The sequence below is a fragment of the Stenotrophomonas sp. I18B00994 genome (genome assembly GCF_014145825.1).
In the GTDB taxonomy this organism is placed as follows: domain Bacteria; phylum Pseudomonadota; class Gammaproteobacteria; order Xanthomonadales; family Xanthomonadaceae; genus Stenotrophomonas; species Stenotrophomonas maltophilia.
In genome coordinates, this window is sequence record NZ_JACIUW010000007.1 from 16,979 (window position 1) to 42,846 (window position 25,868).

General features: G+C 68.1%; 23 protein-coding genes. 14 read left to right on the top strand and 9 right to left on the bottom strand.

The genetic code is table 11. The annotated features are described in order from the left end of the window. The first annotated feature begins 18 nt into the window (after window positions 1-18). From cpaB to H4O10_RS09315, 10 genes are all read left to right on the top strand, one after another. A complete protein-coding gene (gene cpaB, locus H4O10_RS09270; RefSeq protein ID WP_012480547.1) occupies window positions 19-1,056 on the top strand; it encodes a Flp pilus assembly protein CpaB in 1,038 nt (345 codons plus the stop codon). Between the two features lie 18 nt (window positions 1,057-1,074). Beyond that, on the top strand, window positions 1,075-2,430 hold the full coding sequence (locus H4O10_RS09275; RefSeq protein ID WP_005413741.1) for a type II and III secretion system protein family protein: 1,356 nt from the start codon (window positions 1,075-1,077) through the stop codon (window positions 2,428-2,430). A gap of 27 nt (window positions 2,431-2,457) precedes the next feature. After that, window positions 2,458-3,714 carry a fimbrial protein gene (locus H4O10_RS09280; protein ID WP_012480548.1) on the top strand — a complete coding sequence of 419 codons (1,257 nt, stop codon included), beginning with the start codon at window positions 2,458-2,460 and terminating at the stop codon, window positions 3,712-3,714. Beyond that, window positions 3,699-5,048 carry a CpaF family protein gene (locus H4O10_RS09285; RefSeq protein WP_182681005.1) on the top strand — a complete coding sequence of 450 codons (1,350 nt, stop codon included), beginning with the start codon at window positions 3,699-3,701 and terminating at the stop codon, window positions 5,046-5,048. The genes H4O10_RS09280 and H4O10_RS09285 overlap by 16 nt, the downstream gene beginning before the upstream one ends. A gap of 2 nt (window positions 5,049-5,050) precedes the next feature. Continuing rightward, window positions 5,051-6,007 carry a type II secretion system F family protein gene (locus H4O10_RS09290; RefSeq protein WP_044570423.1) on the top strand — a complete coding sequence of 319 codons (957 nt, stop codon included), beginning with the start codon at window positions 5,051-5,053 and terminating at the stop codon, window positions 6,005-6,007. 28 nt (window positions 6,008-6,035) lie between these two features. Then, window positions 6,036-6,971 (top strand): type II secretion system F family protein, encoded by a 936-nt coding sequence (locus H4O10_RS09295; protein WP_012480550.1) that lies wholly within the window; start codon window positions 6,036-6,038, stop codon window positions 6,969-6,971. Further along, window positions 6,971-7,861, top strand: a complete 891-nt coding sequence (locus H4O10_RS09300; RefSeq protein WP_012480551.1) for a hypothetical protein — start codon at window positions 6,971-6,973, stop codon at window positions 7,859-7,861. Before H4O10_RS09295 ends, H4O10_RS09300 begins: the two co-directional genes overlap by 1 nt. Further along, entirely contained in the window at window positions 7,858-8,316 is a 459-nt protein-coding gene (locus H4O10_RS09305) for a DUF3613 domain-containing protein (RefSeq protein WP_044570426.1), read from the top strand. The genes H4O10_RS09300 and H4O10_RS09305 overlap by 4 nt, the downstream gene beginning before the upstream one ends. Before the next feature lie 8 nt (window positions 8,317-8,324). Further along, window positions 8,325-10,478: a TadG family pilus assembly protein gene (locus tag H4O10_RS09310; protein ID WP_099596120.1), complete on the top strand. Its 2,154-nt coding sequence runs from the start codon at window positions 8,325-8,327 to the stop codon at window positions 10,476-10,478. Window positions 10,479-10,577: 99 nt separating this feature from the next. After that, the gene (locus H4O10_RS09315; protein WP_012480553.1) at window positions 10,578-11,291 is read left to right on the top strand and encodes a DUF2968 domain-containing protein; all 714 of its coding nucleotides are present in this window, start codon (window positions 10,578-10,580) and stop codon (window positions 11,289-11,291) included. Window positions 11,292-11,360: 69 nt separating this feature from the next. Here H4O10_RS09315 and H4O10_RS09320 read toward each other — a convergent pair whose 3' ends face one another. Continuing rightward, the gene (locus tag H4O10_RS09320) at window positions 11,361-11,756 is read right to left on the bottom strand and encodes a hypothetical protein (protein WP_024958102.1); all 396 of its coding nucleotides are present in this window, start codon (window positions 11,754-11,756) and stop codon (window positions 11,361-11,363) included. Between the two features lie 185 nt (window positions 11,757-11,941). Between H4O10_RS09320 and H4O10_RS09325 the strand changes: the two genes are divergently transcribed. Next, a complete protein-coding gene (locus tag H4O10_RS09325) occupies window positions 11,942-12,766 on the top strand; it encodes an alpha/beta hydrolase (protein WP_012480554.1) in 825 nt (274 codons plus the stop codon). Window positions 12,767-12,992: 226 nt separating this feature from the next. Here H4O10_RS09325 and H4O10_RS09330 read toward each other — a convergent pair whose 3' ends face one another. From H4O10_RS09330 to H4O10_RS09360, 7 genes are all read right to left on the bottom strand, one after another. Next, a complete protein-coding gene (locus H4O10_RS09330; RefSeq protein WP_044570429.1) occupies window positions 12,993-14,639 on the bottom strand; it encodes an MFS transporter in 1,647 nt (548 codons plus the stop codon). Next, entirely contained in the window at window positions 14,633-15,916 is a 1,284-nt protein-coding gene (locus H4O10_RS09335) for an alginate export family protein (RefSeq protein ID WP_099596118.1), read from the bottom strand. The genes H4O10_RS09330 and H4O10_RS09335 overlap by 7 nt, the downstream gene beginning before the upstream one ends. Then, the gene (locus H4O10_RS09340) at window positions 15,895-17,742 is read right to left on the bottom strand and encodes an amidohydrolase (RefSeq protein ID WP_180845632.1); all 1,848 of its coding nucleotides are present in this window, start codon (window positions 17,740-17,742) and stop codon (window positions 15,895-15,897) included. The genes H4O10_RS09335 and H4O10_RS09340 overlap by 22 nt, the downstream gene beginning before the upstream one ends. A gap of 119 nt (window positions 17,743-17,861) precedes the next feature. After that, a complete protein-coding gene (locus H4O10_RS09345) occupies window positions 17,862-18,287 on the bottom strand; it encodes a DoxX family membrane protein (RefSeq protein WP_005410009.1) in 426 nt (141 codons plus the stop codon). Between the two features lie 2 nt (window positions 18,288-18,289). Beyond that, window positions 18,290-18,946, bottom strand: a complete 657-nt coding sequence (locus tag H4O10_RS09350; RefSeq protein WP_012480558.1) for a hydrolase — start codon at window positions 18,944-18,946, stop codon at window positions 18,290-18,292. Then, a complete protein-coding gene (locus H4O10_RS09355) occupies window positions 18,943-19,386 on the bottom strand; it encodes an AraC family transcriptional regulator (RefSeq protein ID WP_012480559.1) in 444 nt (147 codons plus the stop codon). Before H4O10_RS09355 ends, H4O10_RS09350 begins: the two co-directional genes overlap by 4 nt. 50 nt (window positions 19,387-19,436) lie before the next feature. Further along, entirely contained in the window at window positions 19,437-19,769 is a 333-nt protein-coding gene (locus H4O10_RS09360; protein WP_005413754.1) for a hypothetical protein, read from the bottom strand. Window positions 19,770-19,865: 96 nt separating this feature from the next. Between H4O10_RS09360 and H4O10_RS09365 the strand changes: the two genes are divergently transcribed. Together H4O10_RS09365 and H4O10_RS09370 are read left to right on the top strand one after the other, a co-directional pair. Next, window positions 19,866-22,895, top strand: a complete 3,030-nt coding sequence (locus H4O10_RS09365) for a sensor histidine kinase (protein ID WP_012480560.1) — start codon at window positions 19,866-19,868, stop codon at window positions 22,893-22,895. Further along, entirely contained in the window at window positions 22,888-23,541 is a 654-nt protein-coding gene (locus tag H4O10_RS09370) for a response regulator transcription factor (protein ID WP_012480561.1), read from the top strand. Before H4O10_RS09365 ends, H4O10_RS09370 begins: the two co-directional genes overlap by 8 nt. A 42-nt stretch (window positions 23,542-23,583) precedes the next feature. On the opposite strand, the gene H4O10_RS09375 is transcribed toward H4O10_RS09370, so the two are convergent. Further along, complete coding sequence (locus tag H4O10_RS09375) at window positions 23,584-24,774, bottom strand: MFS transporter (RefSeq protein ID WP_012480562.1); 1,191 nt, start codon at window positions 24,772-24,774, stop codon at window positions 23,584-23,586. 93 nt (window positions 24,775-24,867) lie between these two features. On the opposite strand from H4O10_RS09375, the gene H4O10_RS09380 reads away from it, so the two are divergent. Then, window positions 24,868-25,797 (top strand): LysR family transcriptional regulator, encoded by a 930-nt coding sequence (locus tag H4O10_RS09380; RefSeq protein WP_043035217.1) that lies wholly within the window; start codon window positions 24,868-24,870, stop codon window positions 25,795-25,797. Window positions 25,798-25,868 lie beyond the last annotated feature (71 nt).

Here is a 25,868-nt window from a genome sequence, read left to right on the forward strand (position 1 = left end):
GGCACAGGAGACGGTTCCATGCTCAAGTTGACCCGCATCGCTGCCGTCGCCCTTATCGGGCTGGCCGTGCTGCTGGCGGTGATCGCCTTGATGATCGGGCGCAAGCAGGCCGCGCCGGCCACGGTTGCCCCGGTCGCGCAGAGCGAAGCCCAGGCGATCACCGTGGTAGAGGCGGTGGCACGACTGCCGGCCGGCGAACCGATCTCTGCCAATGGAGTGCGCCTTGCGCAGCGGACCACGCCGGTAGCCGGTGCTGCCACCAGCATCTCGGCCGTGGTCGGCAAGGTACCGGTGCAGGACATCGCCGAGGGCACCGCCATCAGCAGCGGCGCCCTGGCACAGGGATTCTCGCTGCAGCTGCGCCCGGGCGAACGCGCGCTGGCCATCCCGGTGGACGAACTGGTCGGCGCCGGAAACCGCATCCTGCCGGGTGATTTCGTCGATGTCTTCCTCAACCTGCGCAATGCCCAGCCCAACGCCAGCGGTCCGGCAGAGGCCGCGCAGACCCGCCTGCTGCTGTCGCGGCTACGCGTGCTCAGCTACGGTCAACAGGACATCGCTCCGGTCACCGGCGATGCCGTCGCCGGCAACGAAGGCGATACCCGCAACGATCCCCGCGCCGCCGACATCACCGGCAATGGCAGCAACCATGGCTCGGGCAACGAGACCACCCAGCCGGCACGCAGTGCGGTGCTGGCAGTGCCGGTAGCCGATGCCAACCGGCTGCTGCTGGGTGCGCAGCAGGGAAAGCTGTTCCTTGCCCTGCGCAACCCGGCCGATACGGGGCAACCCGACCTTGCACTGTTTCCACAGGCGCGTGGCGTGATCGATCCCGTGCGTGGCCTCGATGCCGAACAGCAGCTCGCACTGCAGCGGCCGGAGAACCACGCCTTCGCCGGCATCGATGGTGATGCCCTGGCCGGCCGCGGCAACAGCGCAGCCCGCAGCAACCCGCAGCCCCCGGTGCATGCGCCGGCGGCTCGACGCAGCGCACCGCGTGCGTCGGGCATCGAGATCATCCGTGGCGACAGCTCCGCCCCCCGCGGTTCCCTTTGACCTGCATCGAGCGCACCCATGACCGAACGCCGCCGCCCACGCCCCTCCCCCCGCCAGCGCTGGCTGGCCCTGCTGCTGGTGCTGCTGGCTCCGGCAACAAGCGTGGCCGCAGACGATCTCGTGTTGCAGGCGCGTGAGCAGCGCCCGTGGACGCTTCCGGCCGATCTGGAGCGGGTCGCCATCGCCGACCCAGGCGTCGCCGACATCGTGATGCTGCGTGGGCAGCGCCAGGCCCTGCTGGTCGGAAAAGCGCCGGGTACGACGACCCTCCTGCTGTGGCACCGCAAGCAGGCCGAGCCGCAACGCCTGCAGGTGCGGGTGCAGAGTGCCGTGCAGGGCGCGGCAGACGCAGGCTCCAACGGGCTGGTGTTCACCCAGCAGGACAACCAGGGCCTGCTGCAGGGAAGCACCGATAGCGTGCTCTCGCACATGCAGGAACAGAAGACCGCGGCCATGGCGCTGGGCAAGGACGGGCTGCTTGCCGACGCGTCGACGGTCAGCAGCGGCGGCGTGGTGCAGGTCGAGGTCAAGGTGGTCGAATTCAACAAGACCGCGTTGAAGCAGATCGGCATCAGCTTCCAGAACCGCAATGGCAGCTTCGCCTACGGCTTCGCCCGCCCGGGCGGCCAGTTGCCGGGCAACACCGGCATCCTGCCGGGCATGAAGGAAGGCAACTCCGGCAACGAGGCCGAGTCGCCCATTTCTTCGGCGTTCCGGCTGGTGTTCGGCTCGACCAAGGGCCTGTGGAACGCCGATGTCGACCTGTTGCAGAGCAACGGCATGGCGCGCGTGCTGGCCGAACCTACCCTGGTCGCATTATCCGGCCAGAGCGCCAGCTTCCTGGCTGGCGGCGAACTGCCGATCCTGGAGCCGCAGGGCCTGGGCACCACCACCATCACCTATAAACCGTTCGGCATCGGCCTGACGGTGACACCAACGGTACTGGCCCCCAACCGCATCGCGCTGAAGGTCGCACCGGAAGCCAGTGATCTGGACTACAGCAACGCCATTGCCCTCAATGGCGTGCAGATTCCCTCGATCACCACGCGCCGTGCCGACACCACGGTCGAACTGGGCGATGGCGAGAGCTTCGTGATCGGCGGCCTGGTCAGCTCCAATGTCGTCTCCAACGTCGGCAAGATCCCGCTGCTGGGCGACCTGCCGATCATCGGCTCGTTCTTCCGCAACTTCGACTACAAGCGCCAGGACAAGGAGCTGGTGATCATCGTCACGCCGCGGCTGGTGCAGCCGCTGGCGCGCAACACCGAGCTGCCGTTGCCTGGCGAACGCGAGGCCAAGCCGCACATGCCCGAATGGGGCGCCTGGCTGCTGGGTCCCATCAGCCAGGACCCGGTACCCGGCTTCTCACGCTGATTCCATGATGCCTGCGATACCACGCCCATGCCCTACGCCACTGCCCAGCCGCTGCATCCGCAAGGACCGCCGATGAATCTGGTCCTGTACGGAATGGATCGCGAACTGCTGCCCCGGCTGGCGGCCAAACTGCCGCCGACCACTACCCTGCACTGGCAGGACAGCAGCGCGCCGACCTCCGCTCTGGACCTGCAACGCGGGCCGCAGAGCCTTGTGCTGCTGGATTTCCGCCCTGAACATGCCGCCGCCTCCAGCGTGCTGGCGCAGCAACTGCAACAGACCGAACCGGATCTTGCATTGGTTGCCGTCGGTGCCACCAGTACCGGCCAGGTGGAAGGCATCGTCATTGCATTGCGGGCGGGCCTGCGCGACGTGCTGGACCTGGACAGCGACAACGTCGGCATCGAGGCCGCGCTGCGCCGCGCGCTGTCGCCACGACCGGCTGCCGCCGCGCAGCACGCGCACAAGGCGCGCCTGATCGTACTGCTGGGCGTGCGCGCCGGAGTGGGCACCAGTACGCTGGCCGCGCATCTTTCGGTGCTGGCACAGCAGACCCGTGCGCTGGCGCAGGGCGAGGCACTGCAGCAGGACGGCCTGCTGATGGAGCTGGCCCAGCCTTCGGGTGACCTCGCGCTGTACCTCAACCTGGACAGCCGCTTCCATTACGAAGACGCGCTGCGCAACGCCAGCCGCATCGACGCCACCCTGGCCCGCACTGCGATGGCTCGCCATGACACCGGCCTGGTGCTGCTGGACCGCGCCAGCGGCAGCGATGCGGTGCCGCCATCCGATCCGGCTGCGCTGCTGCAGCGCCTGCGCCACGTATTCGCCAGCGTGCTGTGCGATGCCGGTGGCTGCCCGCTGCGGCAGCTACCGCCGCTGTTGCTGGACCAGGCCGACGAGATCTGGCTGGTCACGGACGCCTCGATCGCCACGCTGGTATCGCTCGACCAGGCCTTGAAGCACCTGGCCGGCCAGCGCGAACGGGAGAAGCGCCTGCAGCTGGTGATCAACCGCCACGACGACAGCAGCGGCATGAGTCCCGACCAGATCGCACGCCGATTCGAAGTGCCACTGCTGGCCACGCTGCCCGAACGCCCGCGCGTGCGCCTGGCGGCCAGCCAGGGACATCTGCTGCTGCAGGACGCACCGCGCGACCCCTACCTGCGTGCCCTCGCCCCGCTTGTGTCGCGCCTGGATCCGGCTGCCTGCGCGGTCCAGGCCCATGGCCTGCGGGAAAGACTCTCCCTTGCCCTGGGTGGATCGCAATGGAAGACAAGGTAACCCCGTTCCCGCATGCCGCCACCCGCCCGGTGCTGCCCGACAGCGCCCCGGCCCACCTGCCGTTCGCGCAGACCGAGCAGTACCAGAAAGTGCTGTCGGCCGCCCATGAGCACCTGCTCAACAGCATCGAGGACGAGCGCATCGACATCGATTCCTGGGCCCCTGACACCATCGCCCGCTGGGTGCAGGTGCAGACGGTGGGCTTCATCCAGGAATGGCGCATCCCGATCAACGAGGAGGAGATGCAGGTGGTGGCCGAAGGCCTGGTCAAGGAGCTGACCGGCTTCGGCCCGCTCGACGACCTGCTGCACGACCCGACGATCGAGGACATCCTGATCAATGGGTTCAAGGATGTGCATGTCTCGCAGGGAGGACAGCTCAAGCGCGCCACCCAGCGTTTCACCGACGACACCCACCTGCTGCGCATCCTTCGCCGCATCCTCGCGCCGCCGGGCCGCCGACTGGACGACTCCAACCCGATGGTCGATGCGCGCCTGCCCAACGGCGGCCGCCTCAACGCGATCATCTCGCCGCTGGCAGTGGATGGGCCGATGGTCTCCATCCGCAAGTTCCGCAAGGATCCGTTCACCCCCGACGAGCTGCTGGCCAAGGGCACCTTCGATGCGCCGATGCAGGCGCTGCTGAAGGCCATGGTGCTGGGCCGCTGCAACATCCTGGTGTCCGGCGGCACCAGTTCCGGCAAGACTTCACTGCTGAACGCACTGGCCAGCTACGTGCCGCCGAACGAACGCGTGATCACCGTCGAGGACACCGCCGAACTGTCACTCAACCACCCGCACGTGGTCCGCCTGGAAAGCCGCATCGGTGGCGCCGAAGGCCATGGCGCGGTGAGCATCCGCGACCTGGTCCGCAACAGCCTGCGCATGCGCCCGGACCGTATCGTGGTCGGCGAGGTGCGCGGCGCCGAAGTACTGGAAATGCTGCAGGCGATGAACACCGGCCATGACGGCTCGATGGCGACCATCCATGCCAACTCTCCGCGCGACTGCCTGTACCGCATCGAGATGCTGGCCGGCTTCGCCGGGTTCCAGGGCAGCGAGGACAGCCTGCGCCGGCAGATCGCCAGCGCCATCGACTTCATCGTGCAGATCTCGCGGCTGGGCAGCGGCCGGCGCGTGCTGGTCTCGATCACGGAAATCACCGGTGTCAGTGACAACCTGATCACGACCCAGGAAATGTTCCGTCACGAACTGCAGATCGATGGCAACGGCAAGGAAATCGATCGCTGGATCGGACTGGGCTTCCACCCGCATTCGCACAAGCTGGAGCCGTTCCGGCAGCAGTTGCGCGAATCGTTGTACGGAGACTTCTGAGCATGGGCACGGGCCTGATGCTGGGTGTACTGAGCATCATCTCGGTGCTGCTGGCGCTTGCGGTATGGCTGTGGGGCACCGCCAGCAACCGGGAGCAACGCCAGGCTTCGCTGCAGCACGCCGAGCAGCAGCTGGCTCGCGGAGGCGCCAGTGGCGGAGCCCCGGCCGGGGCATCCGTAGCCGCCGCCAACGACCCGGCGCGACCGGCAAGTGCCGGGCGCCGGGTGTTGCCGCTGGACGGCCTGCTGCAACGTGCGGGCCTGCAGACGGGTTGGAAGCTGCCCATCATGGTGCTGGTGCCGGGACTGGTGCTTTCGGTCGTGGCCATGCTCAGGCTCGGTACGGCGTGGATGTTCCCCCTGACCCTGCTGCTGTACCTGCTGGCCTGCTGGCTGTGGGTCATGCGCCGCACCACGAAACTGCGTGCACAGCTGCTGCACCAGCTGCCCGACTTCCTCGACAACCTGGTGCGGCTGACCGCGCTCGGCAACAGCCTGCAGGCTGCCTTCCAGGTGGCATCGATGCAGACCAGCGCGCCGCTGCGCGGACTGCTGGACACCACCGTGCGCTACGCGCGCAGCGGCATGGACCTGGACCGTGCCCTGAGCCTGGCGGCACAGCCCTACCGGATGGATGTGCTCAAGGTGCTGTCCGTCGTGATCGGTGTCAGCGTACGCATCGGCGGACGCTCCGATCAGATCCTGCAGCGCATGGGCGATTTCATGCGCGACCTGGAGCAGGCCCAGCAGGAGCTGGCCGCGACCACGTCGGAAACGCGCATGTCAGCCTGGGTGCTCGGCCTGCTGCCACCGGCCAGCGCGGTGCTGATGGCCATATCGAGCCCCGAATTCTTCCAGCCGGTGCTGCACGATCCGCTGGGTCACAAGATCCTGTTGATCGCGCTGGGGCTGGAGCTGTTTGGCGCGTTCCTGCTCTACCGCCTGGCCAAGTCGCTATGACCACCCGGATCCGCCACGGAGGTACCCGATGAGTGCCAGCACCTGGTTTGCCCTGTCGCTGCTGGTTCTGGCCGCCGGTGTTGCCCTGCTGGGCATCGCCGGATGGGTACGCAGCCATCGCGAACAGCGCACTTCGGCCACCTTGAAGACCGCACTGCAACCGCGGGAGGAGGCGCGCGACACGGAGGCCGCGCGCCGTGATTCGCTGGGTTGGCTGGAACGCTTCGGGCGCGCGCTCAGTGGCGGCCGCCTGGAATCTGCATTGCTGGCCAATGAAGACCGGCTGCTGCTGGACCTGGCGGGCTGGAACACACGTCGTGGCACCGCCATCTATCTTGGCCTGCGCCTGCTGCTGGGCGTGCTGGTGCTGGTGCTGGCCCTGGCGTTCAGCAGCACCCAGGGGCTGGCCAGGATGATGGTTGTGATCGGTGCGCTCGCGGCAGGCCTGCTGCTGCCGAAGTTCATCCTCTCTTCGTGGGTGAAGCGGCGCCGGCGCGCCGTCGACAACGAGCTGCCCCTGCTGATCGACCTGCTGCGCCTGCTGCAGGGCGTGGGCTTCAGCATGGACCAGAGCCTGCAGACACTGGGCGACAAGCTGCGCGACGCGTTGCCGGTGCTTGGCGGCGAGTTGCAGGAGGCCAATGTCGCGTACACCCATGGCCGCACGCGCGCGCAGTCCCTGCGCCGGCTGAGCGAGGTCTACGCGGATGATGACCTGACCAGCCTGATGCAGTTGATCCTGCAGGTGCACGCGCATGGCGGCGCAGTGCAGGAACCACTGCGGCAGTTCAGCATCCGGTTGCGCGAACAGCGCCGCAACACCCTGAAGGAAAAGGTTGGCAAGCTCTCGGTGAAGATGACCGTGGTGATGATGCTGACCCTGCTGCCAGCGCTGATGCTGGTTCTTGCCGGACCGGCGCTGGTCGCGCTGGCCACCACCATGTCCAAGATGGGATCGCCCTGATGCCTGCCCTGCGCACCTCCTGCCTGTTGCTCGCCCTTGCCGCCGTCGCCAGTGGTTGTGCGTCGACCACGCCGAAGTACCTGCGCGCGCCCAGCCTGGCCGCGCCCGAACCGGCGCCGCAGGACAGCCGCAATGCCTACCTGGAACTGATCGGGCGCATGCAGCAGCAGGGTGCCTGGTATGCCTCGCTGGCCCACGTCGATGCCTTCCGCCAGCGCTATGGCGACCCGCCGGCGTTGCGCCTGCTGCAGGCCGACGCCCTGCGCGAGACCGGCCAGGCCGACGCTGCCATCGCCCTGTACCACGAGCTCTCCAGTGGCCCGCAGGCCGCTGCCGCCGCACACGGCCTGGGCCTGATCGCCGCGCGCCGTGACGATGATGGCGGCAGCGAGGAGGCACTGGCCCGGGCCACGCAGCTGCAGCCCTTGAACACCGATTACCTGGGCGATCTCGGCTATGCACGTCTGCGTGCAGGTCAGTTCGAACAGGCGCGTGAACCGTTGGCCAAGGCGCTGGAGCTGTCTCCAGGCAATGCCAAGGCCACCGCCAACCTCGCCCTGTGGGCGGAGCTGCGTGGCGACACCACCACTGCAGAGCGCCTCGCCGGACAGGCCAATCTCAACGAGGACACCCGCCGCAGCATCCAGCAACAGGCCGCGCAGATCCGTGCCCGCCTGCAGCAGCGCCAGGCCGCCGCGGCAGCTGCCGCAGTCGTGCCGGCCCCCGCGCGTGCTACCGCCAGCGATGCCGGCAGCAACCGGCCCGGCGCCACGCGACTGGCGGCGGAACCACGCCGCGACAGCCGCGATGAGCGCGATCCGCAGCGCCTGCCGCCCTCGATGCTGGAACGCTTCAGCACCTCCGATCAGCCGAACGGAAACACTCCATGAGCGCCATGCCCCTGACCCGACACCTGTTGCCTGCACTGGCCTGCCTGCTGTTGACCGGCGGCGCGCAGGCGCAACAGCAACCCCTGACCGGGCAGATGCTTGGCGGCAGCACGCCCGCTGCGCCGGCTTCGCAGCCGCTGCAGTCCGAGTCACTGGCCACCGTGGACCTGGCGACCCCGCCGGCACCGGTGCCGCAGGCGGCGCCTGCAGCGGTCGCCACCACCGACGGCAACGCTGCAGCCGCGCGACCCGGCCGCGGCCAGATCGGCGACACCACGCGCGACCTGTTCCACCTGCAGGCATCAGGGCAGCAGGCCGGGCAACGCCTGCCGATCCTCGGCGACCAGGCCACGTTGAGCTACGCCCGCTACATGAAGAGCTTCGAACACGAGATCCCGGACTTCTTTGAAACCGATGTCGCCAAGTCCAAGGGATCATCCTCATCGGGACGCTGAGGTAGGCCATGAAACGCCCACGCCAGTTCAGTTTCGGCCGCCCACGCGGCGGCATGTCGGTCACCATGATGCTGGTCATGCTGGCGCTGCTCGCCATGCTGGGCCTGGTAGAGATCGGCTATCTGTTCTGGGCCAAGCGTGACGCACAGAAAGTCGCGGACCTCGCTGCACTGGCCGGTGCACAGCGGCTGGAGCTGTGCACGTCTGACAACAGCGACAACAGTGCAGCGCGGCAGAGCGCGGTCACCCAGAACAGGTTTGCAGGCACCGTGCAGATCCGCTGCGGCAACTGGAGCGCCATACGCAGCACGTCGAACCGCTTCGTCACCACCGTCGATGCCAGCAACCCGCGCAATGCCGTGCAGGTAGTCGCGCAGCGCAGCGTGCTGCCGTTCTTCGGCCAGAACACCGGCCTGCCCACCGTCAGCGTGGAGGCCGTAGCCCGCCGTTCGGAGCCCACTGCAGTATTCGCGGTCGGTTCGCAGCTGCTGCGCACCAATGGCGACTCGGTACTGTTGTCGACCCTGCGCCTGGTCGGCCTGGATGTGACCAACGCCACCGTGCTGTCCTATGACGGCCTCGCCCAGGCCAACGTCACGCCGTCGGGCCTGCTCAAGGCGTTGAACATCCCGGTCAGCGCCAACCTCAGCGTGGCTGACTTCAACCGGCTGCTGTCGGTCAACAAGGTCTCGCTGGCACAGCTGGTCGATGCCACCGCCACCGTGGTCGGCCGCGACAGCACCGTGGGCGTACAGCTGCGTGCACTGTCCGATCTGGTCGCCACCCAGCTGGACATCAACAAGCTCAACATCGTGCTGGGCAGCCAGTCCGGTGGCGGCGGTCTGTTCGCCGAAGTGGTCTCGCCCGATGGCACGATCGGCAGCGCGCTGGAAACGAAGGTCAACGTGCTCAACCTGATCAGTACCGCCATCTCCATCGCCAACGACGGCAATGGCGTTGCGGTGAAGGGACTGGACCTGCTGGGCATCAACATCCAGGCCGGCGTGGTGGAACCGCCCTCGATCGCCATCGGTGGCGTCGGCACACGCGCGTACAACGCGCAGGTGCGGCTGATGGTGGACGTGGACAGCAACAACCTGTTCGCGGTGGGCCCGTTGCTGAACCTGCTCGGCACGCGCCTGCACCTGCCTCTGCATGTCGATGTCGCCAACGCGATGGGCACGCTGACCGGTATCCAGTGCGGCGCCAGTCCACCGAAGGCCACCATCCAGGTCGATTCGTCGGTGCTGCGCGCCTGCGTCGGTAATGTCGACCCGGCGCAACGCTTTTCCAGGAGCAATGTCTGCGACGCCACCCTGAAGAACGAGCAGTTGCTGAGACTACTCGGACAACCCTTGATCAATGACAGGATCACCCTGCCCGCCCTGACCAGCTCCCAGAACCTGACCCTGGCCGCCGGCGAGACCGCCTCGACCCGGATCAACCCGCTGGCAGTAGGGAACGCGGTGTCTGACCTGGTCAATGAACTGCTGCGCGTGCTGTCAGGCATGCTCAGCTCACCCAAGCAGGGCATGAGCGCCAACGACACTGCCAAGGCACTGGCCGACCGCTACCTGCAGGCGGCCTTCCCGCCGAACACCCGCTATGAGGTGGACAAGTTGATTCCACTGCTGCGCGATGGCGACGCAAGCCGGCAACTGGCCCCGCTCAACAGCTGGACCGTACCCGGAGGCCTGCCCTACGCCTGCGGCCTGCTGAACCTGGCCACCTGCCACAAGGACGGTCCGGTCTGGGACGCGTTCAAGGTGACCGTCACCGGCCAGGGACTGGGCGTGCTCGATGGGCTGCTGGGATCGCTGGTGGGCGGCCTGCTGATCAACCGCTGCGACAGCCTGCTGGGCAACCTGATCGACTACAACGGGTGTGTACGCAACAACCTGGCCTCGTACATCCAGACCGCGCCGGCCGGCTTCCTCGATGGTACCGGTGGAACCGGCGTCACCAATCCGGATGGCAGCGTGAGCTGCAGCGGCCTGCTGTGCACGCTGCTCAAGCCGATCCTGACCGCCCTGCGGCCGGTGCTCAACAGCGTCGGCACCCTGCTGACCAACCTGCTGGCGAGCGTGCTGGGCCTGGAACTCGGCCGCACCGACGTCAACGTGCAGTCGATCCAGTGCAGCGCGGCGCAGCTGGTCTACTGACCCGTGACGGGCGCCCTTGGCGGCGCCTGCGCCCATGCTAGACTCCCGGCGGGGAACCACCTTCATCTCAACCCACACTCATCCGTGGATGGTCTAGACATGCGAGAAACTTCAGGGGGCGCGGTCTTCGCCCGGCACGCGCGCGGCGCGGCACTGCTGGCCGTGGCCATGATGCTGGTGGCACCGGCGGCAATGGCTGCCCGTGGCGACCGCGAAGCAGCCGCAGAGCCGGCCGCACGCAGCGCGCCGGTGGTGCGCAACACCGTTGACGAGCTCAAGCAGCTGATGGATTCGCGCCAGCTGACCGAGCTGCGCACGACCTACAACGGCAACTATGGCGCCAGCCTGCTGTTCAACGCCAACACCCTGACCTATTACGTCGCCCTGTTCCAGGAGAAGAACTTCTGGCGGGTGATCAAGACCGATGCGGTCGACAACGCCGAGCGCGTCTACCGCACCTTTGCCCAGCAATCGGAACAGCTGGCGCAGGTCTACATCGATACGACCCGCCTGGAAGCCGGCAAGCGCTACACCGAGCGCCTGGTGGCCTACAACGAGGAGCGCCTGCGCACCCTGCAGCAGGAAATGGAACAGCAGCAGGCGCAGTCGGCCCAGGTCAGCGCGGCCCTGCAGCAGGCGCAGCAGCAGGCGGTCAGCCTCAGCACCGACGTGCAGAGCACCAACAGCCAGCTGGACGCCCTGCAGCGCCGCATCCAGATCCTGCAGGCCGAACAGGGCAACCCGGAACTGAGCCTGCCCAAGCCGGAAAGCGTGCCTTCGCCGGCACCGGCTGCCGCCAGCGACGGGCGCTGAAGGCCAGCGCACAGTAGTCCCGCACGACGGCGCCGTTGGGCGCCGTTGTCGTTTCCATCATTACCGGATTCAGCGGCACGCGTCGTACACCGCGTCATCGAGCTGCCGACGCTGTACGAAGTCCAGGCGCTTGGCCTTGGCCAGCACCTCCCCGCGGCGCTGTCGTGCGCGCTCACAGGCCCTGGGGTCCGTGCTGATGGGTATCAGCGCGGCCTGCGGCCGCCCCGAGCGCACGGTGCGCGGTCGCGCCGGCACCGCGCTGCCCGCGCCGGCCGGCTTTGGCACCGGTCCGCGTGACAGCGACTGCTCCTCGGGCACCTCCCAGCGCCATTCCGCATGCCCCTGGCAGGGTGTCTGCTGATAGACCGGATGTGGCCCGTCCACGCATTTATACACGTTGGTCTGCGCATGAACCGCCGTGACCAGCATCAGGCACAACAGTGGGCTGCATCGCATTCTCGGCATCGGGGGCTCCTCGACCAGCTGCCGCCATCGTCTGTGCGGTGGCCGCTTCGTGCCAGAGCGATACGCGTCACAGTCCGGGCAATCCAGCACAGCCGTGCAAGCCGTCCGATGTGCACTGCGATGTACTGCCGAAGGCACCGGCACCGCTGCCAGTGCCTTCCCTCCCTTCCGCCAAGGAACCCGCAATGAGCAATTACGTCACCGTCGCCGATGGCGCCCGCATCTTCTACAAGGATTGGGGCACCGGCCAGCCGGTCGTGTTCGCCCACGGCTGGCCGCTGTCGTCCGATGCCTGGGACCCGCAGATGCTGTTCATGGGCCAGAACGGCTTCCGCGTGATCGCCCACGACCGTCGCAGCCACGGCCGTTCGAGCCAGACCTGGGATGGCAACAACATGGACACCTACGCCGATGACCTGGCCGCGGTGATCGAGGCGCTGGACCTGAAGGACGCGATCCTGGTCGGCCATTCCACCGGCGGCGGCGAAGTGGCCCACTACATCGGCCGCCACGGCAGCAAGCGCGTGTCAAAAGTGGTGCTGGTCGGCGCCGTGCCGCCGCTGATGCTGAAAACCGACGCCAATCCGGCCGGTACCCCGCTGGAAGTATTCGACGGCATCCGCAAGGGCACGGGCGGTGACCGCTCGCAGTTCTTCAAGGACCTGAGCACACCGTTCTTCGGTGCCAACCGCGATGGCAATACCGTTACCCAGGGCATGCGTGATTCGTTCTGGCTGCAGGGCATGCTCGGCGGCGTCAAGGGCCAGTACGACTGCGTGCACGAATTCTCGGAAGTGGACTACACCGAGGACCTGAAGAAGATCGACGTGCCGGCGCTGGTGGTGCACGGCGATGACGACCAGATCGTCCCGTTCGATGCCTCGGCGAAGCTGTCCTCGCAGATCATCAAGGATGCCGAGCTGAAGGTGTACGCCGGTGCGCCGCATGGCCTGACCGTCACCCACGCCGACCAGTTCAACGCCGACCTGCTCGCGTTCGCGCGCAGCTGATGTACCGCGGCGGCGCTGCACCGGTGCCGCCGCCCCTTCGGTAGTGCCGGCCGCTGGCCGGCAACCCCGATCACCCATCGTGATCACACACAGCCGGCCAGCGGCCGGCTCTACCACCGGCGGGTCAACCGCCTCTGCTTCGGTAGTGCCGGCCGCTGGCCGGCAACCCCGATCACCCATCGTGATCACGCACAGCCGGCCAGCGGCCGGCTCTACCACCGGCGGGTCAGATGTCGGTGTGGTGATGCGGCACGGCGGCAGGCAGCGGGTCATGCCCACCCACGAAGTGACGCACCACGGGGGCACGCTCACCGCGATGCAGCTCCCGCAACACTTCCTGGATGGCCTTGTCATCAGCGGTGATGCGTTCGTGCTGGCGCAGGTGCTCCAGCCACGACGGGGTCACGAAATACTCCAGGTGGATGCCTGGACTGGCCACGTCCTCGACCACGCCCCAGACCACCGCGCCATCGCGGCGGCGGATCGTGCCCAGCGCGCGCATCTGCGACTGGAACGCGGCACGATCAGCACCGTCGATGCGGTACTCGATGGTGACCAGCACCGGGCCGCGATCGTTCGACACCGGCACCGACAGCTCGGGTGCGGGCCAATGCCCGGCCGGACGCAGGTTCAGATCCTCGGTGCCAGCAATCCGCACGCGCCACACCAGCAGTCCGCCGATCACCGCACCTGCGGCAGCCACCAGCAACGCCAGCTCCGGCGAGGTGCGCTGTGCCAGCGCGCCCCAGCTCAGGCCACCGGCCGCCATGCCGGCCGAGAACACCATGATGTACAGCGCCAGCGCACGCGCACGTACCCATGCCGGCACCGCCGTCTGCGCGGCGATCTGCAGCGACGACAGTACGGTGATCCAGGCGAAGCCATTGACCAGCATCACAGCCGGAAGCACGTACCAGCTGCGGGTCAGCGCCAGCCCGACCAGGCTGAGCGCCAGCGACAGCGTGGCCAGCAGCACCAGCAGGTCGCGATCCAACTGCGCGCGCAGCTTCGGCAGCAGCAAGGCACCACCTACGGCACCGATACCGATGCAGCCCAGCAGCATGCCGTACTGCCCCGCCCCACCCTGCATCTGGCCGCGTACCACCACCGGCAGCAGTGCATTCATCGCCGCAGCAAAGAAGAAGAAGCCCACCGACTTGATCAGCACGGCCTGCAGGCGTCCAGCGCGGCTGGCATAGCGCAGGCCCGCCTTCAGCCCTGCACCAAAGCCCTCCGGTGGCAGGCTGGATTGCTTGGGATCACGCTTCCAGCCCCACACCACGAACAGCATCGCGGCAAAGGTGATGGCATTGAAGCCGAACGCCCACACCGCACCCAGCTGCGCCACGATCACGCCACCAATGGCCGGGCCGATCGAGCGGGCGATGTTGATGCCGATCGAGTTCAGCGCCACCGCCGAGGCCAGCATCGGCTGCGGCACCAGCTCGGACACGATCGCGGCCTGCGCCGGCATTGCCATCGCTGCACCGCAACCCATGCAGAAGGTCAGCAGTACCAGCAGCTGCGGAGTCAGCATGTCCATCGCAGTCAGCGCCGCCATCACGGCCGCGACCAGCAGCATCCAGCCCTGGGTCGCCAACAGGTACCTGCGGCGATCGACGATGTCGGCCAGCGTTCCGGCGGCGAGTGCCAGCAGCACGATCGGCACCGTGGTGGCCGACTGCACCAGCGCCACCATCAACGGCGAACCGGTACGTTCGGCCATGACCCAGGCGGCCGCCACGTCATTGACCCAGGTGCCGATGTTGCTGGCCAGGATCGCCAGCCAGATCGAGCGGAACATCTGGATCTTCAGCGGGGACCAGGCACCTGCGGCCTGTACGGGGGGTTGCGACGCGCTTGCGTTCACCATTGCCATGCTCCAACGATCGAGGCGAACAGCGTGTCCTGGCCACCGGCCTGCTTCAGCGCAGGACCGGCATCGACCCAGGCCAGCTGCAGCTGCCATTGCCAGTGTTCGCTGGCCTGCCAGCGGGTTTCGGATTTGTATTGATTACCGATGCGGCGCGCAGCACCGGCACTGCCTGGCAACGCCACCAACGGCGCCGGCGTGGTATAGACCGCATCGGCGCGACGATGCTTCCAGGCCATCTGTACGCCCAGCTCCGTCGTCACCGTGTCGTGCAGGCGCAGGCTCAGGGTCGGCTGCACGTCCATCAGGTTGGCCGGGGCCAGCAGGCTGGCCTCGCTGAAGTAGGCCGATTTCGGGAACAGTGCATTGAAGGTTCCCAGGCGGCCGTCCCGCGGATTGCCATCGCCACTGGCGATGTCGGCCTTCAGCCCCAGACGCGGCTGCAGCGGCAGCTCCGCCCGGCGCCACCCTGTATCGGTGGCCAGCGTCCAGGCGCGGATATCGAGCGTGCCGACGGCCGTTCGCAGTTCACCGCCCTGCGCCACCAGCTCGCTGTTCCAGTCCAGTGCACCGGCCTGGCCGAACCAGCGTGTACCCACGGTCTGCCGGCGTTCGATGCCGGAGCCCGCCGCGAAGCGCGCACCCTCGCGGCGATAGTCGAGCAGATACAGGTCCCACTGTCCTGCGCCCTGCCCGCGTGCCGTGGTGGCGTAGGCGCCCCACAGGTGGGCACCGTGTTCCCCTCGATCATCAAAGGCGCCCGGCCGGTTCTGCACCGGTCGCAGTGCCATCAGATCAAGCGTGCCGAGGCGGCCCTTCCAGCCCAGGCGCGCACCATCGAAGGCCAGGCGGATGTTCGGCCCATCGCGCACCGACAACAGCCGTGAGCTTCCGTAGCCGGCTTCCTGCCGACCGAGCTGCAGGTGGAAGCCGCTGCGCTGCCAGCGCCAGTACGCCTGCTGCACGTCCAATGCGCTGCGGTCGGTGCGGCCCGGGCCGCCGGCCTTGCCATTCTCGGCATGCACGCCCAGCTGCAGCTTTGCCTGCCAGCGGTCCTCCACATAGGTGGCCGAGGCCAGCGCACGCAGCAGGCCATGGCCATCTTCGCTGCCACCGATGCCGAACCGGGTCGGATCGTAGTACAGGCCACGCAGGCGCAGTGACGCATCCCACTGCAATTGGCCGTCACCGGCGTCAGCGCAACGGCCACCCCCGCACGCCAGCGCCAGCGATGGCACGGTCAGCAGCGCCAGGCTCAGAACGCGAAGCACGAGCATCCCATCGCGCCCCAGAACGCGGTCAGGTCATCGGTGGGCGCCGCATGCTGCGCGGCGTGACCGTGAGCGCCATGCGTACTGCAGGCCACGCCGTGATGGTGGCGATGGGCGGTGGCCAAGCCGGTGGCGGCACCGCCGACGTGGTAGCCACCGAACCGGTTGACCGGCGACCAGTCCGGCATCGCCGGCGGCAGCTGCGGCGCCAGCCCTGCATAGTCGGCATCTGCATGCACGATGCGTCCGCCGACCACGGTCAGCACGCTGGTGATGTCGGCGATCTGCGCGTCATCCACGCGGAAGAAGTCGGCCGAGAGCAGGATGAAATCAGCCAGCTGACCGGCTTTCAGCGTGCCCTTCACCGCTTCGTCGCCGGAGAACCAGGCGCTGCCCTGGGTCCACAGGCGCAGCGCCTGCTCGCGTTCGAGCAGGTTCTCATCGCCATACAGGGCCAGACCGCCCACGGTGCGCCCGGTCACCAGCCAGGACAACGCCACCCACGGGTTGTAGCTGGCCACGCGGGTGGCGTCGGTACCGGCACCGACCGGTACGCCATCGGCCAGCATGCGCTTGACCGGCGGTGTATGCCGCGCGGCCTGCACGCCATAGCGCTCGACGAAGGCTTCGCCCTGGTAGGCCATGCGGTGCTGCACGGCAATGCCGCCACCCAGCGCACGGATGCGTTCGATGTTGCGCGGGGTGATGGTCTCGGCGTGGTCGATGAACCAGTGCAGGCCATCGAACGGCACCTCGCGGTTGACCTGTTCGTACACATCCAGGATGCGGGTGATGCTCTCGTCGTAGGTGGCGTGGATGCGGAACGGCCAGCGCTTCTCGACCAGCAGCTTCACCACGTCGTGCAGTTCCGGCTCAAGCTCCGGCGACAGTTCCGGGCGGGGCTCGTTGAACAGTTCGAAGTCGGCGGCGGAGAACACCAGCATCTCGCCGGCACCGTTGTGGCGCAGCAGGTCATCGCCCTGGCGCGGCTGCAGGATCTCGCTCCAGCCACGGAAGTCATCCACTTCCCTGCCCTTGTTCTGGGTGAACAGGTTGTAGGCAATGCGCACCGTCAGCTGATCATCGCGGTGCAGCTGCTCGATGATTTGGTAATCCTCGGGATAGTTCTGGAAGCCACCGCCGGCGTCGATCACCGAGGTGATGCCAAGCCGGTTCAGTTCGCGCATGAAGTGGCGCGTCGAGTTCGCCTGGTACTCGATCGGCAGGCGCGGTCCCTTGGCCAGCGTCGCGTACAGGATCAACGCATTCGGCTTGGCCAGCAGCAGCCCGGTCGGGTTGCCCAGCGAGTCACGCACGATCTGCCCGCCCGGCGGATCCGGCGTGTCCTTGGTGTAGCCGCAGGCGCGCAGCGCGGCACGGTTGAGGAGTGCGCGGTCATACAGGTGCAGCAGGAACACCGGTGTATCCGGCGCGATGTCGTTGAGCTCCTGCAGGGTCGGCAAGCGCTTCTCGTTGAACTGCGCGGCAGTGAAGCCACCAACCACGCGTACCCACTGCGGTGCGGGCGTGCGGTCGACCTGGGCCTTCAGCATGTCCAGGGCGTCGCCAAGCGAACGCAGGCCGTCCCAGCGCGGTTCCAGGTTGTAGTTCAGGCCGCCGCGGATCAGGTGGGTGTGGCTGTCGTTGAGGCCGGGCAACAGGCGCCGGCCCTGGGCGTCGATCAAGGTCGCTTCGTTGCCCCAGCCACGCATGATCTCCTCGTCGCTGCCGACGGCGACGATGCGGCCTTCCTGCACGGCCAGCGCCTGCGCATGCGGCTGCTGCGGGTCGAGGGTGGTGATGCGGGCATTACGGATGACCAGCGTGCTCATGCGACGCTCCTTGGAAGTGGAATCGAGTTCGGCACCGGCACGGCCGGCCAGACCGAGCGCAACAGCGGCGCCGCTGGCCAGCAGCACGTTGCGGCGGCCGTGATCGAGGGGATCGTGACTCATGCGAGGTCTCCCGGAAGGCGGTGCACGTCCAGTGCCCAGGTGCCGGGCCCGGCCAACGCGATGGCCAGCAGTACCGTGGTCCACATCAACGGGTACTCACTGCCACCGCGCATCCAGAACCAGCCCCTGGGCAGGGCCAACAGGACGGTGAAGCCGATGAAAGCAGCCGCTGCAAGCGCGGCGATGCGGGTCTGCCAGCCCAGCAGCACGGCCAGCCCGGACAGCACCTGCAGCAGGGCCAGCAACAGCGGCAACGGTGCCACCGCTGGCAGCCCGAAGCCGCGCAGCTCGGTAGCGAAGCCGGACAGCCCCGGTCCACCGAACCAGCCGAACAGCTTGCCCAATGCGTGCGGCAGCAGGAAGCCTCCTGCCGCCACGCGCAGCATCAGCAGGGCCAGGTCGAGGCCATGGCCAGCCAGCATGCTCAGTGCCCGCCTTCCTGCGCGCCGAACATGCGCTTGGCGTACTGGATGCCGATGCCGTAGCCGCCGGCATGGTCGCGGGCAATGCCGGTGGTCAGGTCGTAGGTTTCACCGCGTGCCCAGTCGCGCTGCAGTTCAAGCAGGTACTGCACGCTGGTCATCGGCACCGCGCCGGCCTGCACCATGCGGGTGATCGCACGCTCGTGCGCTTCTTCGCTGACATCGCCGCAGGCATCGGTGATCACGTAGACCTCGAAACCCTGCGCCAGCGCCGACAGCGCCGGCCCGACGATGCAGACGCTGGTCCAGAGGCCCGCAAGCACCAGGCGGCGCTTGCCGATGCGGTTGATCTCGTCGATCACCGCCCGGTCTTCCCAGGTATTCATCGAGGTGCGGTCGAACACCGGCTGGCCTGGGAAGATCTGCGGCAGTTCCGGGAACATCGGGCCGGAGAACGACGCTTCTGCAACCGTGGTCAGCACCACCGGCACATTGAAGCCCTTGGCACCCTTGCTGATCAACGACACGTTGTTGCGCAGCGCGGAGATGTCGATGGTATGGGTAGCGAATGCCATCTGTGACTGGAAGTCGATCAGCACCAGGGCATGGTCGGTGGGCGACAACAGGGCCGGGGCGGGCGTGGCGGTGGCAAGGCTCATGGGTGAACTCCGTTGGAAACACGATCAGGGGGAAGCAACAGGGCTGCATCGCCGGCCAGGTACTGGCCGGGGCTGCAGCCGGTCTCGGCGCGGAAGCTGCGGACGAAATGGCTCTGGTCGAAGAAGCCGAGCTGCTGCGCCAGGCAGGACATCGGCAGGTGCTGGGCCGACAACAGCTGGCGCGCACGTTCGATACGGCGACGGCGTACATAGCGCAGCGGGCTGGCGCCGGTACCGCTGCGGAACAGGCGCACCAGATGGAAGCGACTGACGCAGGCGACGGCCGCCAGTTCGGTGACCCGCAGCGGCTGTGACAGGTGTTCATCGACATAGCGCAATGCACGCTGCAATGCGGCGACCTGCTGCGGCGCCAGTGAAGCGGCGGGCGGATCAGGCGGAAGGATGGTGGCCATGCGGGACGCCGCGAAGGGATGCCCCATGGTGCGTGACCCCTGCGTGATGCCCTACCCCCGTCGGTCGAGGCCAGCACCTACCCGAATGGGGGAGGCCGACGGCCGAGCAGGCGGCGCCCGAACAACCGCGCATCCAGTGAATAAGCGCCAGGGCCCAGCGCCAGCAAGGCCAGCGGCAACACCACCAGTGGCCACGGCAGTGCCTGTGCATACAGGCCCAGTGTTGCCGGCACTACCGCCAGCGGCGTCAATACGCCCAGTGCAAGCATCGCCACCGCCAGCAGGCATAGCGCCGACAGCCAGCCCGCGTGCGTGCCCGGCGTGCACAATGCAGCGGCCACGCACAGCCGCAGCCACAGCAGGCCGATGCCCGGCCCGCGGTCGGGGAACATCACGAACAGGCGCTGCATGGCCGGACTCCACAGGACATGCCGGCGTGATAGCCGACCACGGCACCAGGCGCCTACCCCGTTCGGGTCACCCGCGGCTGCCCCGCACCTGCCAGAATGCGCGCCATGCACCGCCGCCCCTTCCCGTTCCTGCGTCGCCTGCCGGCGCTGCTGGCGTGCCTGCTGCTGTGGACCGCCCTGCCCGCCCTCGCCGTGCAGCGGCCGGCCGTGAGCAGCGGGTTGCCCGGCTACGAGCACACCGCCTGGCGGGTCGGCCAGGGTGCACCCGGTGACATCTGGGACATCAGCCAGGACCGTGACGGCCTGTTGTGGTTGGCTACCGGTTCGGGCCTGTACCGATTCGACGGACGTCGCTTCGAACGGCAGGCGCCACCGGCTGGCACCCGCTACCCGTCCACCAACATGGTCACGTTGGAACACAGCGCCGATGGCGCACTGTGGATCGGCTACTTCCAGGCAGGCATCAGCCAGTTCGCGCGCGGCCAGCTGTACAACTACGGCCGCGGCCAGGGCGTGCCGGTTGGCGTGGTACCGCACTTCAGCCAGGACCGAGACGGCCGCATGTGGGCAGCCATCAATGGAGGGCTGCGCGAGTTCGATGGCCAGCGCTGGCAGCCGCTGCCCGCAGACACGGGCGTTCCGGAACACCGCGTGCAATGGGTGCTGCACGACAGCCGTGGCACCTTCTGGGTACTGGCCAACCTCAGGATCTGGATGCGTCCTGCAGGCCAACCGCGTTTCGAGGACACCGGCATTGCTGTATCCCAGATGGCGACGCTGACCGAGAGCCCGCAGGGCGAAGTCTGGCTGGCCGACCGTGTGCGCGGCACCTCGCCGCTGGCCAATGCGCAGGGCCTGCTGCCGGACAGCGAACGCGAAGCGCGACGCCTGCCGGACCTGGTCGCCGCACGCCTGCAGTTCACTGCCGACGGCGCGTTATGGGCCACGATGAGTCCGCATGGCGGTGTGGCCCGGGTCACGTTCGACGGCAGCCGCGCCGTGCGCATGGAGCGCTTCGATTCGCCGCACGGGCTGACCGCCACCTCGGCCGTGCCGATCATCGCCGACCGCGAAGGAAATCTCTGGGTCGGCACCAATCTGGGCCTCAACCGCTTCCGCGTGCGCAGCGTGCACACGCTGGCGGTCGGCCCCAGTGATCCCTATCGCTCGCTGGTGCGGGCCAGCGATGGGCGTGTGTACGGCTACGGCGAGGACCTCAAGCCGTACGACCTGCGCCGGCCACTGCTGGAAGGCAGCGCCGCACAACTGCAGGCGGCCGCGCGCCGGGCGCCCACGCCGATCTGGCAGTTCGACTGGGTCAACCTGGCACGCACGGTGGCAGGCCACACCACGCTGATTCCGCTGCCCGAGCCCTTCACCGGGCAACCGCTGCATGCCCTGCTGTTCGCCGATGACGACCAGGCCTGGGTCTGCACCGGTGAACGTGGCGTGCTGCACTATCTGCACGGCCAGTGGCAGCGCGAAACGCGCCTGCCCGAACAGGCCTGCTCATCACTGGCGCTGGATGCCAATGGCCAGCTGCTGCTCGGCTATGCCGACGGTCGGCTGCGCAGCATGGACGCGACCCGCATCGAAACCTTCGATGCCAACCACGGGCTGTTGGTCGGCCCGGTCACCGCGCTGCTGCACCACCAAGACCTGTTGCTGGTGGCCGGTGAGGCCGGGCTGGCCGCCCGCCTCGGCAATGGCCGCTTCATGCCGGTCAACACCGACATGGCCGGCGTGCTGGAGGGCATCACCGGCATGGTTGCCGATGCGCACGGTCACCTGTGGCTCAATGGCAGTCGTGGCCTGGTCCGGTTGGGGAGCGATCAGTTGCGGCGGGCGCTGCGTACCGGGCAGCCGGTGACGCCACGCCTGTTCGATGCGGTGGATGGCATGCCGGGCATCGCCCTGCAGAGCGGACCGATCCCCACCGCCGTGCTGGCCGACGACGGCCTGCTATGGCTGGCCACCAACCAGGGCCTGGCCTGGCTGGACACCACCCGGTCGCACGTCAATACGATGGCTCCCAGCGTGCGCATCGGCGACGTGCTGCATGGCAGCGAACGGCAACCACTGCGGGACGGCCTGCGCCTGCCGGCCGGCACCAGCCAGCTGCAGATCGACTACGTGGCGCTGTCGCTGGCACGCCCGGAACGCAACCGCTACCGCTATCGCCTGTCCGGCGTTGACGATGGCTGGCAGGACGCGGGCAGCAGCACCCGCGCGTATTACACCAACCTCGCGCCAGGCAACTACCGGTTCGAGGTGGAAGCCGCCAATGAGGACGGCATCTGGAGCACCGCACCGGCCAGCCGCAGCTTCCGCATCGCGCCTACCTTCATCCAGACCGTGTGGTTCAAACTGCTGTGCACCGCCGCCGTGCTCGCACTACTGGTGCTGGCAGTACGCATCCGCAGCGGGCAGCTGGCCGCGCTGTTCCGTGCGCGCCTGCAGGAACGCAATGGCGAACGCGAACGCATCGCGCGCGACCTGCACGACACCCTGCTGCAGGGCAGCCAGGGCCTTATCCTGCGCCTGCATGCGATCAGCCAGTCACCCCAGACCCCCGAGCCGGTGCGCAGCCAGCTGGAGTCGGCGATGCAGCTGGCCGAGCGCAACCTGGCCGAGGGCCGCGAGCGGGTCAATGCGCTGCGCGAGGGGCCGTTCGCGGGTCACGACCTCGCTTCGGCACTGGCCGATGTGCACGCCGAGTATGCCGGGCACGGCACCAATCCGCTGCGCCTGACCGTGGAAGGCCCCCACCCACCGCTGCAGGCCGATGCCGCCGAGGAAGTGTTCCTGATCGGACGCGAGGCGATCCGCAACGCGCTGCGCCATGCCAATGCCAGCGCCATCGAAGTGGAGCTGTCCTACGGCACGCGGTGCTTCCTTCTACACGTACGCGATGATGGCGTGGGCATCGCCGACGAAAATGCCGGCCATGGCCATTGGGGCCTGCAGGGCATGCGCGAGCGCGCGCAGCGCCTTGGCGCGGAACTGCAGCTGTGGACCCGCCCCGGGCTGGGGACCGAAGTCGCGCTGGCAGTTCCCGCCCGGCGCCTGTATCACCACCGCCCATCACGTTGGCGCTGGCCCTGGAGTAGAACGAGCCATGACTGAAACCCCTGCCCCGATCGGCGTACTGGTGGTCGACGACCACCCGCTGCTGCGTGACGGCCTGGCCGCCCTGCTGGGCGCACAACCCGATCTGCGCCTGCTCGGTGAAGCCGCCGACGGCGAGGAAGCCATCGCACACTATCAGCAGCTGCAGCCGGACGTGGTGCTGATGGACCTGCAGATGCCCCGCCTGGATGGTGTGGAAGCCATCGTGCGGATCCGCGCAATGGACCCGCGCGCGCGCATCATCGTGCTGACCACCTACCGCGGTGACGTACGTGCGGTGCGGGCGTTGCAGGCCGGCGCCAGCGCCTACCTGCTGAAGGACATGCTGCGCCACGAGCTGGTCGACACGATCCGCATGGTTGCGGGCGGCCGGCGCGCGCCGATTCCACCAGCGGTGGCGGCGAGCATCGCCGCGCATGTGGTGGAAGACCGGTTGTCGCCGCGCGAGACCGAAGTGCTGCGGCACGTGGCCGGTGGCCTGTCGAACAAGCGCATCGGCGAGCGCATGCAGATTTCAGAGCAGACGGTGAAGGCGCACATGAAGAGCCTGATGGACAAGCTGGGCGTGGGCGATCGCACGCACGCGGTGACCCAGGCGCTGCGGCGCGGCATCATCAGCCTGGACGACAGCGGTCACGATTAGGGGGTTGTTCGGCAGGGCTGCAAGCCCTGCCGAACGCCCCCCTTACTTCAAGCGCAGGAGCAGGCTGCCGCCCGCACACACCACTGCCAGCCAGGCCACGCCGTGCCACCCCCACTGCGCCAGCGCCAGGCTGCCCAGCGCACCACCGGCGGCCATGCCGATGAACATGCCCGTGAACAGCAGCGCATTGAGGCGGCTGCGGGCCGGCGGCACCAGGCCATAGACCAGCGTCTGGTGCGCCACCAGCGCCGACTGGAAACCGAAGTCGAACAGCAGCGCACTTACCACCAGCAGCGGCAGCAGCGCAACGGCCGGCAACCAGGCTTCGGCCAGCAGCAGCCCGAAACCCACCAGCGCCACTGCGATCGCCAGCCGCGCCACCGCATGGCAACCCAGGCGATCGGCGAAACGTCCTGCAAACGGCGCAGCCAATGCGCCGGCCGCGCCGGCGATACCGAACGCACCCGCCGCCGCACTGCCCAGCCCCAGGCGGGCATGCAGCATCAGCGCCAGCGTCGACCAGAACGCGCTGAAGCCCACTGCCAGCAACGACTGGCTGGCCACCGCACGGCGCAGCTGCGGCTGCTCGCGCCACAACGCCAGCAACGAACCCAGCAACGCCGGATAGCGCAGCGTGCTGGTCGGTGCGAAACGCGGCAGCGCGCGCGCCATCACCGCGCCCATCACCGCCACCGATACCGCGGCCAGTACGAACTGCGTGCGCCAACCCCATGCTTCAGCCACCACGCCACTGACCACGCGCGACAGCAGGATACCGAGCAGCAGGCCGGTCATCACCCGGCCGACGATCTGGCCGCGTTGTGCATCCGGCGCCAGCACCGCAGCGGCGGGCACGATGTCCTGTGCCAGCGTGGCCATCAACCCGACCAGCAGGCTGGCCATCAGCAGGCCCGGCAGGTGCCCGGCCATCGCTGCAGCGCCCAATGCCAGTGCCAGCAACGCGGACTTCAACAGGATCAGGGTGCGGCGGTCGAAGCGGTCGCCCAACGGCGCCAGCAGGAGAATGCCAAGCGCATACCCAAGCTGGGTCAAGGTCGGCACCAGGCCGGCGGCGCGCTCGCCTGCGCCGAGGTCCTGGGCGATCAGGCCCAGCATCGGCTGGCTGTAGTACAGCGAGGCGACCGAGAAGCCGGCGCCAGCCGCCATTGCCAGCACCAGCGGGGTGGAGGGTGCGGTCGCGGGCGCGGCGACGGATAGCGAAGGGGTAGACATTGGGGAGTCCGGAGGAGGAAGTGGGCGTATCCTGCCGGTATTCGCCCGGCGTCTGTAGTAGGCTCCTGCACATACACTTCATACGTGAAACGCATGAATGACCTTGCCACCGGCGCGGATCGCCTGGATCTGCTGCGCACCTTCCTGCGCATCGTCGATGCCGGCAGCCTGTCTGCTGCTGCCGTGCAGCTGGGCACCACCCAGCCGACGGTCAGTCGCCGCCTGCAGGCACTGGAGCGACAGCTCGGCCTGCGCCTGCTGCAGCGCTCCACCCACGGCCTGCAGCTGACCGAAGATGGCCTGCGCTGCCAGCGCCATGCGCAACGCGTGGTCGACGAATGGGAGTCGCTGCAGGCCGAACTGCACGGCGAACCGGAAACGCTGCGCGGACGCCTGCGGGTAATGGTGCCGCACGCCTTCGGCCAGGCGCAGCTGCTGCCGACCATGCTCGCGTTCCTCGCCCAGCACCCACAGCTGAGCCTGGAGTGGATCCTTGAAGATCGTCGCCCGGATTTCATCGCCGAAGGCATCGACTGCGCGGTGCGGGTGGGTCCGGTCGACGAACCGCGCATGGTCGCACTGCCGCTCGCCGAAGTGCCGCGCATCGTCGTGGCAGCGCCGTCGCTGGTGCAGGCCACCGCGATCAGCACACCAGAACAAGCGCAGGCACTGCCGTGGATCTCACTGGTCACCTACTACCGCGAACGCCTGCTGCTGCATGACGCACAGGGCCGCGCGCATACGCTGTCGATCAGCCCACGCCTGCTCAGCGACAACCTGTTCGTGGTGCAGCAGGCTGCACGCGCCGGGCTGGGCGCAGCGGTGGTCTCGGCCTGGCTGGTGGCCGACGACCTCGCACAAGGACGTCTGGTGCAGCTGCTGCCGGACTGGCAGGCGCCGGCACTGCCGGTGCATGTCGTGTTTCCTGCTGCGCGCCAGCAGCCGCCGCGGCTGCGCGCCTTCATCGATGCGATGAAGGCCGCACTGCCGCAGCTGCATGGCATGCGGCCGGCACCGCGTTAGGCCAACGGCCGTGTCATCCACGCATGGCGTGGATGCCGTCCAACTCCATGGGTCGGATCCCTTCCCACTCG